The sequence below is a fragment of the Methylobacterium sp. J-059 genome, from assembly GCF_022829485.1.
In the GTDB taxonomy this organism is placed as follows: domain Bacteria; phylum Pseudomonadota; class Alphaproteobacteria; order Rhizobiales; family Beijerinckiaceae; genus Methylobacterium.
On sequence record NZ_JAKSYA010000148.1, the window covers coordinates 1 to 11,490 of the forward strand.

11 protein-coding genes are annotated in these 11,490 nt (G+C 71.9%); 5 read left to right on the forward strand and 6 right to left on the reverse strand.

What is annotated here, in order from left to right:
- From MKK55_RS21875 to MKK55_RS21895, 5 genes are all read right to left on the reverse strand, one after another.
- Window positions 1-737 (reverse strand): glutamate--tRNA ligase family protein (locus MKK55_RS21875; RefSeq protein ID WP_243937623.1); only part of this gene is annotated, 737 nt, incomplete at its 3' end.
- Window positions 734-1,018, reverse strand: a complete 285-nt coding sequence (locus tag MKK55_RS21880) for a hypothetical protein (protein WP_243937625.1) — start codon at window positions 1,016-1,018, stop codon at window positions 734-736. The genes MKK55_RS21875 and MKK55_RS21880, both read right to left, overlap by 4 nt.
- Window positions 1,019-1,050: 32 nt before the next feature.
- On the reverse strand, window positions 1,051-3,075 hold the full coding sequence (locus MKK55_RS21885) for an ATP-binding protein (RefSeq protein ID WP_147860126.1): 2,025 nt from the start codon (window positions 3,073-3,075) through the stop codon (window positions 1,051-1,053).
- A gap of 114 nt (window positions 3,076-3,189) precedes the next feature.
- Window positions 3,190-4,038: an oxidoreductase gene (locus MKK55_RS21890; protein WP_147860125.1), complete on the reverse strand. Its 849-nt coding sequence runs from the start codon at window positions 4,036-4,038 to the stop codon at window positions 3,190-3,192.
- Window positions 4,039-4,204: 166 nt separating this feature from the next.
- Window positions 4,205-4,750 (reverse strand): hypothetical protein, encoded by a 546-nt coding sequence (locus MKK55_RS21895; RefSeq protein ID WP_147841991.1) that lies wholly within the window; start codon window positions 4,748-4,750, stop codon window positions 4,205-4,207.
- A 330-nt stretch (window positions 4,751-5,080) separates the two neighbouring features.
- Between MKK55_RS21895 and trpA the strand changes: the two genes are divergently transcribed.
- The 4 genes from trpA to MKK55_RS21915 all read left to right on the forward strand — a co-directional run bounded on the left by trpA (window position 5,081) and on the right by MKK55_RS21915 (window position 9,294).
- Complete coding sequence (gene trpA / locus MKK55_RS21900; protein WP_243937627.1) at window positions 5,081-5,917, forward strand: tryptophan synthase subunit alpha; 837 nt, start codon at window positions 5,081-5,083, stop codon at window positions 5,915-5,917.
- A 106-nt stretch (window positions 5,918-6,023) separates the two neighbouring features.
- The gene (accD, locus tag MKK55_RS21905; protein WP_147728406.1) at window positions 6,024-6,935 is read left to right on the forward strand and encodes an acetyl-CoA carboxylase, carboxyltransferase subunit beta; all 912 of its coding nucleotides are present in this window, start codon (window positions 6,024-6,026) and stop codon (window positions 6,933-6,935) included.
- A gap of 14 nt (window positions 6,936-6,949) precedes the next feature.
- Window positions 6,950-8,275: a bifunctional folylpolyglutamate synthase/dihydrofolate synthase gene (locus tag MKK55_RS21910; protein WP_147728403.1), complete on the forward strand. Its 1,326-nt coding sequence runs from the start codon at window positions 6,950-6,952 to the stop codon at window positions 8,273-8,275.
- Window positions 8,276-8,442: 167 nt separating this feature from the next.
- Entirely contained in the window at window positions 8,443-9,294 is an 852-nt protein-coding gene (locus MKK55_RS21915; RefSeq protein WP_147728404.1) for an outer membrane protein, read from the forward strand.
- A gap of 199 nt (window positions 9,295-9,493) precedes the next feature.
- Here MKK55_RS21915 and trxA read toward each other — a convergent pair whose 3' ends face one another.
- On the reverse strand, window positions 9,494-9,823 hold the full coding sequence (trxA, locus tag MKK55_RS21920) for a thioredoxin (protein ID WP_147751865.1): 330 nt from the start codon (window positions 9,821-9,823) through the stop codon (window positions 9,494-9,496).
- Between the two features lie 297 nt (window positions 9,824-10,120).
- On the opposite strand from trxA, the gene MKK55_RS21925 reads away from it, so the two are divergent.
- Entirely contained in the window at window positions 10,121-11,410 is a 1,290-nt protein-coding gene (locus MKK55_RS21925) for a PQQ-dependent sugar dehydrogenase (protein ID WP_243937630.1), read from the forward strand.
- The last annotated feature ends 80 nt before the right edge of the window (window positions 11,411-11,490 follow it).

The following is an 11,490-nucleotide window of genomic DNA, read 5'->3' on the forward strand; positions in this document are numbered from 1 at the left end:
TCAACGACCCGGACCATCTCGTGAAACGCGCCCTCTCCTCCCCCCTGAAGCGGGTCGGGAGAGGGAAGCGACGATGCCTGAAAGGGCGCTCCCCTCTCCCGACCCTCGCCGACGCGAGGCCCACCCTCCCCCGCACCCAAGTCAGTTCTGCCCGACTTGGGCACGCAAGGTGCGGATCCCGGGCAAGCTCGAGATCCGTCGGGGGGAGGGAGAAGCGCCAGGTTCGTATAAACATGGGGGCCCGGCGCCTGCCCGATCGCCCGGGCCATGTCGAGCCGCCAGGCGTGCGGCTCGCCGGCGGCGCGACGGGCGGCGGCGGTCTCAGGATCGAGCGCCCGGCAGGTGCCGGGATAGAGCGGCGCGCCGTCCGGGTCGCGCGCGGCATTGCCGCCGGCGGCGGCACGGATGTCGCCGCGGGTGCAGAAGCAGGGATAGGCCAGACCCCGCGCGATCAGCCCGTCGCGGGCGGCGCGATAGTCCGGCATGTGCTCCGACTGGCGGCGGACGGGTGGGTCGAAGACGAGCCCGAGCCAGGCGAGGTCGGCGCCGATCGCGTCGATCAGCTCGGGTCGCGAGCGGGTCGGGTCGATGTCCTCGATCCGCAGCAGCAGGCGGCCGCCGGTGCGGGACGCGAGCGCGGCGTTGAGCAGCGCGGAATAGGCGTGGCCGAGATGCAGCCGGCCGTTCGGGCTCGGGGCGAAGCGGAAGACGGGCCGCGGCTCGACCTCCGGCCTCAACCGCCGACGCGATGCAGGCACTGAAGCGGGCCGGGCGTGCAGGCGATGCCCGGCAGCGAGCAGGCCGGCCCGTCGGCGAGCCGCCGGCAGACGCGGCAGCCGTCGCCCCATTCGGCGCAGGTCGCGTCGTCGGCCGGCGAGGCCGGGCCGTGGGGGGCGCGGTTGGGCAGGAGAACGCCGAGCAGCACCGTCGCCGCCACGAGGGCGGCGATGCCCCAGGCGGCCAGGCCGCCGGGGTCGCGGGACGTCGGGTGCGGGTCGGCGGGCGTGTCGGAAGGCATGGCGACGGTGTTCGCGCGGGGGGACGCGTCCGTCAAGCCGCCCGCGCGACGCGCCGCTCGAGCAGGCCGGGCAGGAGCTTGAGGTCGAGGGGCTTGGCCAGGAACCCATCGAAGCCGGCCCGGCGCGCGGCCTTCTCGTCCTCGCGGCCCGCGTTGGCGGTCAACGCGACCAGGTGGAGCCGGCCGCCCTTGCCGCGGGCTTCGGCGGCGCGGATGCGGCGGGCGGTCTCGTGGCCGTCGCAGTTCGGCATGCGGATGTCGATCAGGGCAAGGTCGAACGTGCCGCCCTCCGCGAGGCGGGCCAGGGCCTCGAGACCGTCGGCCGCGTGCACCACCTCGGCGCCGAGGCGCTCCAGGGCCTTGGTCGCCAGGAGCGCGTTGATCGGGTTGTCCTCGGCCAGCAGAACGCGCAGGCCCGTGCCCGCGCGCACGGGCGCGGCGTTGGCCGCTTCGGGCGCGGGCTCGGCCGGCGGGGTGGGCGCGAGCAGGCGGTCGAACAGCGAGCGGGCGCGCACCGGCTTGATCAGGTAGGTGTCGAACCCGGCCGCATTCGGCGCGCCGAATTCGCGCCGGTCGAACGGCGAGAGCAGGACGAGGCTGCAGCGCACGCCGCAGGCCTTGGCCTGGTCGGCGAGGCGCCGCACGGCGTCGTCGCCGAGCGCGCGGTCGGCGATCACCGCGTCGAAGCCGACGCCGGCGAGCGCATCGAGCCCGTCCTTGAGGTTCGGCATCACCACCGCGGACGCGCCGGTGCGGGCGAGGTTGCGCGCGAGGAACGGGGCCTGGAACGGCGAATCGGCGACGATCAGCACCTTGCGCGCGGCGAGCACCGGGCGCGGCACGGCGGCGGGCTGATGCTCGGCCGCCGGCAGCGGCAGCACGACGCGGAAGGTCGAGCCGCGCCCGAGCTTCGATTCCGCCTCGATCCGCCCGCCCATCCGCAGGACGAGGCGGCGGGTGATGGCGAGGCCAAGGCCGGTGCCCTCGTGGCTGCGGCTGGCGCTGCCGTCGCCCTGCTCGAACTCCTCGAACAGCGATCCGACCCGGTCGTCGGCGATGCCCGGCCCGGTATCGGCGACCGCGAGCACGATCGCGCCGTCGGCCTGCGCCACGCTGACGCCGACGCCGCCGCCCTGCGTAAACTTCACCGCGTTGCCGACGAGATTGACCAGGATCTGCCGCACCCGGTCGCCGTCGCCGATCACCAGGCCCGGCACGCCGTCGGCGACGTCGAGGGCGATCTCGATGCCCTTGTCCTGGGCGCGCGGCGCCAGCAGCTCGACCACCGCCTCGGCGGTGGCGGAGACATCGAACGGCTCGGCGGCGAGGTCGATGCGGCCGGCCTCGATGCGGGAGAAGTCGAGGATGCCGTCGATCAGCGCCAGCAGCGCCTGCCCGCTGGTGCGCACCGCCTGGACGTAGGTGCGCTGCTCGCCGTCGAGGCTCGTGTCGAGGACGAGGTCGGCCATGCCGAGGATGCCGTTGAGCGGCGTGCGGAACTCGTGGCTGACGGTGGCGAGGAAGCGCGATTTGGCGACGCTAGCCGATTCGGCGCGCGACAGCGCCACGTCGAGGGCGCGGGCCGATTCGACCCGGCCGGTGACGTCGCGGCCGGCCCGCAGCCACTGGATCGGCTCGGATCCGCGGGCGACGGGCACCTCGACGAAGGCGAACCAGCGCGGCACGCCGTCGGCCGGCATCACCCGCGCCTCGCTCCGGCGCACGCCGTCCGGGCCGGTCTCGGCGCCGGCGGTCTCGAGCACCTGGAGATCGAGGGTCGCGCCGATCATCGCGAGCGGCGTCCGGTCGAACAGCGCGGCGTAGCCTTCGTTGGCGAAGGTGATGCGGCCGGCCGCGTCGCGCTGGACGATCACGTCGGTCGTGGCCTCGACCAGGGCGCGGTAGCGGTCCTCGCTCTCGGAGACCTGCCAGATCCGGTCGTGGAGGTCTTCGGCGTCGTCCAGGGCGCCCGCCCGCCCGCGCCGCGCCCAGGCGAAGGCGAGGCTGGCGATGGCGACGAGGAGCGCGAGCGCGACGACGAGGTCCCTGGGGTCCATGCGGATCTCCCCCGGCGTGACGCGTCCGGGCGGAGCGACCATCGCAGCAGAGGCTGAACGATGGGTTTGCAAGGGCGCTTAACCGGAGGTTGCGCCAATGGACGCGAGACCGCGTCAGCCCCCCGGGAAATCCGCCCCGAGGCTGGTCTCGCGCCAGGCCTCGATCTCGGCGAGCCGCGCCTTCAGCTTCGCGGTCACCGCATCGTAGCCCCAGGCGCCGAGGACGAGGTGGCGCGGCGGATCTTCGATCTCGGCGACATGGATCATCGCCTCCGCGGCGCGGGCCGGATCGCCGGCCTGGGTGCCGCTCTTCTCGGACGTCGCCGTGAGGCGGGCGCCGGCGGTCTCGGCGTAATCGGCGATCGCGCTCGGCGTCTGCTTCAGCGAGCGCCCGGCCCAGTCTGTGCGGAACGGGCCCGGCTCGATGCAGGTCACCTTGATGCCGAGCGGCGCGGTCTCGGCGGCGAGCGCGTCCGACCAGCCCTCGACCGCGTGCTTGCTCGCCGAATAGTAGCCGGACGCGGGAAACCCGATGAAGCCGGCCACCGAGGTGATGTTGAGGATGCGGCCGCTGCGCCGCGCCCGCATCCCGGGCAGCACCGCGCGGGTCAGCGCGAACAGGCCGAACACGTTGGCGTCGAACTGCGCGCGGATCTCGGCCTCGACCCCCTCCTCCACCGAGGCCTGGTAGCCGTAGCCGGCATTGTTCACGAGCACGTCGACCTGGCCGAACGCCGCGTGGGCGGCTGCGACCGCGGCGTCGACCTGGCCCTGGTCGGTGACGTCGAGGGCGAGCGCGAGGGCGCGGTCGCCGGACGATTCGGCGAGGTCGGCGACGCGGCCGAGGTCGCGGGCCGTCACCACCGCGCGCCAGCCGCGGGCGAGCACGGCGCGGGCGAGGTCGCGGCCGAAGCCGGTGGAGCAGCCGGTGATGAACCAGACGGGGGTGGTCATGGAAGCCATGCGGAGCGTCCCGTGCGCCCTGAGAACCGGGGCGATGCGTGAGTGGGTCGCGGGTCCGGCAGGGGCCGGGACACGCTGCGTCGTCACGCAGATAGGACGCGCCGACGCTCCGGCGACGGGGGAACCGTCGCCGGAGCGGAGGTCGGGCGGGCCTTGCGGCGCGGGATCACTGCACGGCGTAGCGGGCGTGGCCCTCGATGGCGCCGGCATGGTGCTGCACCGGCACCTGGGCCTGGCCGACGAAGTAGGCCTCGACCATCTCGCGCACGACCTCGGCGAGGTCCTCGGCGCGGGCGACGTCGAGCTGCAGGTCGCTGCCGACCGAGCGGCCGAGGCTCGCGGCGCAATGGGTCTTGGCGACGAGCTTCTCGGCGTAGGTCTGGCCGATGCCGGAAACCGAGATCAGGTTGCGGCCGCCGAGCTCGGGGCCGTACTTGATCACGATCCGCTGCTCGGGCTGCGAGGTGCCGCTGAGGACCGCGCGCAGCGTGACGAAGTCTTCCCTGTCGATCGCGCAATCCAGGCCGGTGATGCTGCCGTGCACGTTGTCGCGCTCGTCGAGCACCTCGGACATCAGGGTCAGGACGCCGAGCACCGGCTGGAGCGCGCGCGCGCCCTCGGCGAGCAGACGGCTGCGGAAGCCGTTCTCGCGGGCCTCGGAGGCCTCGAGGCTGGCGTGGAAGCGGTTCTTGATCTCGGAAGGATTGGTCATGGCGTGTCCTCGGATTCGTTTGTCGATCTTTGGCGACCGTGATTCGAGACCTAGGGTTTTTCTTGATCTGCCACAATAGCGTGCAAAGTATTCCCGCCTGCCTGCACAATAGGCGGCTGGCGCGCGAACGTCCATGCCCGCTTTCGAGGCATGCGCACCCGGCCGCCTCGCGCACGCGAGGACGGGCCGCCAAACCGCCTCCGCTTCACGGGCCGCCGCCGATGGTGTAGGCGCGGCACCAATCCCTCGGGCGATCCCGTCCGCCAACCCTCGATCGCTCCTCGATCCCTTCGCGATCTCCTTCTTCGACACCAGGAACGGACAGGCACCATGGCCGCCCGCATCGACGCCACCTTCGCCCGCTGCCGCGCGGAAGGCCGCGCCGCCCTCGTGACCTACGTGATGGCGGGCGATCCCGATCCCGAGACCTCGCTGAAGGTGCTGGAGGCGCTGCCGGCGTCGGGCGCCGACATCGTCGAGTTCGGCCTTCCCTTCACCGACCCGATGGCCGACGGCCCGGCGATCCAGGCCGCGGGCCTGCGGGCGCTCAAGGCCGGCCAGGGCGTGGCGAAGACGCTCGACCTCGTGCGCCGGTTCCGCGCCGGCAACGCCGAGACGCCGGTGATCCTGATGGGATACTTCAACCCGATCCACACCTACGGCGTCGCGCGCTTCCTCGACGACGCGTCGGCGGCCGGCATCGACGGGCTGATCGTGGTCGACCTGCCGCCGGAGGAGGACGACGAGCTCTGCCTGCCGGCTTTGGCCAAGGGCCTCGCCTTCATCCGGCTGGCGACGCCGACCACCGACGAGCGCCGCCTGCCGGCCGTGCTCGCGAACACCGCGGGCTTCGTCTACTACGTGTCGATCAACGGCATCACCGGGACGGCGACGCCGGATTTCGCCGCGGTCGGCACCGCGGTCGGGCGCATCCGCCGCCACACGGCCTTGCCGGTGGTGGTCGGCTTCGGCGTGAGGACCGGGGCGCATGCCGCGGCCATCGCCAAGGGCGCCGACGGCGTCGTCGTCGGCTCGGCGCTCGTCGACGCGCTGCATCGGACGCTCGACGGCGCGGGCCAGGCCACCGGCGGCAGCGTCGAGGCGGTCTCGACGCTGGTGCGCGAGCTCGCCGCCGGGGTGCGCTCGGCCTCGGCCCGCGCGGCCTGACGCCGACGGCACTGGCCGACCGGGGCACCGGCCCCGATATGCAAGCCTGAGCTACGCGGGGCCGATCGACGATGTCGGCCCGATCGAACCGGACGGGCGCTTCATGATGGTCGAACCGATGAACTGGATCTCGGAGGTCGTGCGCCCCAAGATCAAGACCCTGTTCAAGCGCGAGACGCCCGAGAACCTCTGGGTGAAATGCCCGGATACCGGGCAGATGGTGTTCCACAAGGAAGTCGAGGGGAACCACTGGGTCATCCCCGGCTCCGAGCACCATCTCAAGATGAGCGCGAGCGCGCGGCTCAAGATGATGTTCGACGAGGGCACCTGGATCGACGTGCCGCTGCCGGAGGTCGCCGTCGACCCGCTCAAGTTCCGCGACGAGAAGCGCTACGCCGACCGCCTCAAGGAGGCGCGCACCAAGACCGGGATGCAGGATGCGTTCAAGGTCGGGTTCGGCCGGGTCGGCGGCCAGCCGATGACGCTGGCGGTCCAGGACTTCGCGTTCATGGGCGGCTCGCTCGGGATGGCGGCGGGCGAGGCCTTCATCCGCGGCGCGGAGACGGCGCTGGAGAAGCGCACGCCCTACGTGATGTTCGCGGCCTCGGGCGGCGCGCGGATGCAGGAGGGCATCCTCTCGCTGATGCAGATGCCGCGGACCACCGTGGCGATCCGGCGCCTGCGCGCGGCAAGGCTTCCCTACGTCGTCGTGCTGACCAACCCGACGACCGGCGGCGTCACCGCCTCCTACGCGATGCTCGGCGACGTGCACCTGGCCGAGCCCGGCGCCCTGATCTGCTTCGCCGGCCCGCGCGTCATCGAGCAGACGATCCGGGAGAAGCTGCCCGATGGCTTCCAGCGCGCCGAGTACCTGCTCGAGCACGGCATGCTCGATCAGGTCGTCCACCGCCACGCGCTGAAGGACACCATCGTGCGGATCTGCGGCCTGCTGATGAACGTAAGCCCGCCCGCCGCGCCGGCGCCGGCCGCATCCGCACCGATCCTCGAACCCGCCTGACGCGCCGCACGCCCATGGATTCCTCCGATGCGCTCATGGCGCGATTCCTGGCCCTGCACCCGCGCACGATCGACCTGTCGCTCGGCCGGATCCAGAGCCTGCTCGCGCGCCTGAACCACCCCGAGCGCCGGCTGCCGCCGGTGATCCACGTCGGCGGCACCAACGGCAAGGGCTCGACCATCGCGTTCATGCGGGCGATCCTGGAGGCCGGGGGCCTGGCCGCGCACGTCTACACCTCGCCCCACCTCGTGCGCTTCCACGAGCGCATCCGGCTCGGCGGCATCGGCGGCGGCCACTACGTCCCGGAGGACCGGCTCGCCGAGGCCTTCGCGCGCTGCGAGGCCGCCAACGCGGGCGACCCGATCACGGTGTTCGAGATCACCACTGCGGCGGCGCTGCTGTTGTTCTCCGAGGCGCCGGCCGACGTCTTGCTGCTCGAGGTGGGCTTGGGCGGCCGCGTGGACGCGACCAACGTGATCGACACGGTCGCGGCGGCGGTCGTCACGCCGATCGGGCGCGACCACGCCGAGTATCTCGGCGACACCGTCGAGCTGGTGGCGATCGAGAAGGCCGGTATCTTCAAGCGCGGCTGCCCGGCGGTGATCGCGGCCCAGGACTACGCCGAGGCGGACGCGGTGCTGTGCCGCCGCGCCGCGGCGGTCGGCGCCACGCCGGTCTGGGTCGGCAACCAGGATTTCTCGGTCCATGAGGACAGCGGCCGCCTCGTCTACCAGGACGAGACGGACCTGTTCGATCTGCCGCGCCCCAAGCTCGTCGGCCGCCACCAGTTCACCAATGCCGGCACCGCCATCGCAGCTTTGCGGGCGGCGGGCTTCGGCGATATCGGCGTCGGCGCGGTGGAAGCCGGCCTGCGCAACGTCGACTGGCCGGGCCGGATGCAGCGCCTCGCCCGCGGACGGCTGGCGGCCCTGGTGCCGCCCGGCTCCGAGCTCTGGCTCGACGGCGGCCACAACATCGACGGCGGACGCATCCTCGCGACGGCGCTGGCCGACCTCGGCGAGCGCAGCGACGTGCCGCTGGTCCTGATCGTCGGCCTGCTCGGCACCAAGGACGCGGAGGGCTTCCTGCGCCACTTCGTCGGGCTGGCGCGCGCGCTGATCGCGGTGCCGATCGCCGGATCGATGGCGGCGCGGCCCGCCGAGGAGGTCGAGGAGATCGCGACCCAGGTCGGCCTCAGCGCCCGCATCGCGCCGAGCATCGAGGCGGCGCTGACCATGGTCGCCGACATCGCCTTCGAGCAGCCGCCGCGGATCCTGATCTGCGGCTCGCTCTACCTCGTCGGCGCCGTCCTGACCGCCAACGGCACGCCGCCGACCTGACCTTGCGTTGATCTGCGGTAAACCTCAGACTTATTTTGCTGCACAGCACACGCGATGGGCGCAACAATGCAGACACCAGGCAGCTGTGGCCCGGATGTTACATCTTGGCCGTGGGAAATCACTTATCCTCAGCATCGATCGGGCAACACGCTGGGGATCAAAAAAACATGAAAACGCTTCTGACGTCATTGGCCGCCTTCACGGCGCTCACCGCCGCCGCTTCGGCCGCCGACCTGCCGCGCCGCGCGCCTCCGCCGGTGTTCACGCCGGTGCCGGTCTTCACCTGGACCGGTTTCTACTTCGGTATCAACGCCGGCTACGGCTTCGACGCGAACGACCGCTCCGGCGCGACCGTCGTGAACGTGGCTCCGGGCACCGCCGTCGCGGCCGCCGTCCCGACCCAGATCGCCTTCGGCGGCTCGAACTCCACCGACGGGTTCACCGGCGGTGGCCAGGTCGGCTACAACTACCAGTTCACCCCGGGCTCCGGCGTCGTGATCGGTATCGAGGCGGACGCCCAGTACGTCGACTTCGGCCGCAACCGGAACCGCTACGTCGTCACCCCCGGGTTCGCCCTCGCGCCCGGCGTCCAGGCGTTCAGCCCGAACGGCATCTCCAGCCTCGACTTCTTCGGCACCGTGCGCGGCCGCATCGGTTACGCGGTCGACAAGGCTCTGTTCTACGGCACCGGCGGCTTTGCCTACGGCGCCGGCGGTGGCCGCGAGTTCGGCCTGCCGAACAGCAGCCGTGACGATTTCCGGACCGGCTGGACCGCCGGCGGCGGCGTCGAGTACGCCCTCCCGACGGACTCGTTCCTGAACTTCTTCCGCTCGTCGGCCGTGACGGTGAAGGTCGAAGCCCTCTACGTGAACCTCGATCAGAACAACCGTCTGAACGGCGCTTACGCCACCAACGCCGCCGGCGCCGTGTTCTTCGCTCCGGGCTACGTCGCCCGCCGCAACGACACCGAGTTCGCCGTCGTCCGCGCCGGCCTGAACTACAAGTTCGGCTCGTACTAGGATCCGACCTCCGACCCACGGGCCGCTCAGAGCCCGGGGTCGGCTCCGATCATTCGAATTGGGTTTCGAAACGCGAGAAAGCCCGGCCTCACGGCCGGGCTTTCTTTTTGCGCGCACCGTCCGACGCGCCGAAAAAACCGACGCGCACGAAAAAGCCCGCCTCCGTGAGGAGGCGGGCTCGTCCTGATCGGTCGCCGCGTCAGGCGCTGGCGGTCTGCGCGCTGATCCAGCGGGACAGGTCACCCTTCGGCGCCGCGCCGACCTTCTGGTCGACCCGCTCGCCGTTCTTGAACAGCAGCAGCGTCGGGATCGAGCGGATGCCGTACTGCGAGGCGATGCCGGGATTCTCGTCCACGTTCACCTTCGCGATCTTTACGCGGCCCTGCATGTCGGACGCGATCTCCTCGAGCGCCGGACCGATCTGCCGGCAGGGACCGCACCACTCCGCCCAGAAATCCACGACCACGGGCTCGACGGACTTGAGGACGTCCTGCTCGAAGCTCGCGTCGGTCACTTTCACCGTCGCCATCGGAAAATACCCTTCTCAAGGACCGCGCGAGCGCCTGCAGCAGGCCGCCCGCCGATCGGTGAAGGAAGAATTGGCGACCCGCCGTGCTGCGGTCAAGGCGGTCGACCGGACCGCATGCCGGCTGCCCACCCGGTTCATGGCGATTCGGTCCGCAGCGCAGCGGACGCGGCGGCTCCGGCCGTCCCGCGCTCGCTTTGGCGGCGCCCCCGCCCCATGTGACCGAGCACGCCAGACCGATGCCGCGCGTGCGGCCGACCCGATCCAGGAGGATTCTTGACGGTGACAGGATTTTTGCAGGTGCCGCGCTTCCGATCCCTCGCGCTCGCCACCGTGGCGGCGGTCGCGCTGGCACCGGGTGCCTTCGCCGAGGACAGCGCCGCCCAGCGGCCGTCCCGCATCGAGGGCGACGCCTTCAGCGCACCCGCGGCGAAGAGCGCCGGCGACACCCCCGCCGAGACCGCCCCGCCGAACACCGGCTACAAGCCGCTGCTGCCGAACCAGACCCGCGCCCCGAAGCCGGCGGACGCCACGAAGGTCGAGGTCGCGACGGTCGCGAAGGGGCTCGCGAGCCCGTGGGCGATGGAGTTCCTGCCGGACGGCCGGATGATCGTCACCGAGAAGGCCGGAAAGATCCGGATCGTGTCCAAGGACGGCACCGTCGGCCCGGCGATCGCCGGCGTGCCGAAGGTCGACGCGCGCGGCCAGGGCGGCCTGCTCGACATCGCCCTGAGCCCCGGCTTCGCCACCGACGGGCTGGTGTTCTTCAGCTACAGCGAGCCCCGCGACAAGGGCAACGGCACCACCGTGGCGAAGGCCAAGCTCGTCCAGGACGGCAAGGGCGGGGCGAAGCTCGACGACGTGAAGGTCGTCTTCCGGCAGATGCCGACCTACGACGGCGACAAGCATTTCGGCTCGCGCCTGGTCTTCGCCGCCGACGGCAAGCTGTTCGTCACCGTGGGCGAGCGCTCCGACAAGGCGACGCGCGTCCAGGCCCAGGACCTCGCCAGCGGCCTCGGCAAGGTGTTCCGCATCGACGCCGACGGCCAGGCCCCCAAGGACAACCCGTTCTACGGCAGCGACAAGGGCAAGCCCGAGATCTGGTCCTACGGCCACCGCAACGTCCAGGCGGCGGCGCTCGACGGCCAGGGCCGGCTCTGGACCGTGGAGCACGGGCCCCGCGGCGGCGACGAGCTCAACCGTCCGCGGCCCGGCCTCAACTACGGCTGGCCGGTCGCGACCTACGGCATCGAGTATTCCGGCGAGCCCCTCGGCGAGGGCGTGACCCAGGCCGCCGGCACGGTGCAGCCGGTCTATTACTGGGATCCGGTGATCGGGCCGTCGGGCATGGCGCTCTACACCGGCACGCTGTTTCCCGCCTGGACGGACGACTTCCTCGTCGGCGGCCTCGTCAGCGAGGGGATCGTGGTGCTGAAGCGCGACGGCGACAAGGTCGTCACCGAGGAGCGCGTTCCCCTCGACGCCCGCATCCGCGACGTGCGCGTCGGCCCCGACGGCGCGGTCTACGCCGTCACCGACGGCCCGGACGGACGGATCCTGAAGCTGACGCCGAAGGCCAACGCGGGCTGAGCGGCCGAGCGCCGGCCGGACGCACGCATCCGGTTCAACCGCCCGCGGGTCTTCGCTCCCCCCTTAAGCGGGGGAGGGTG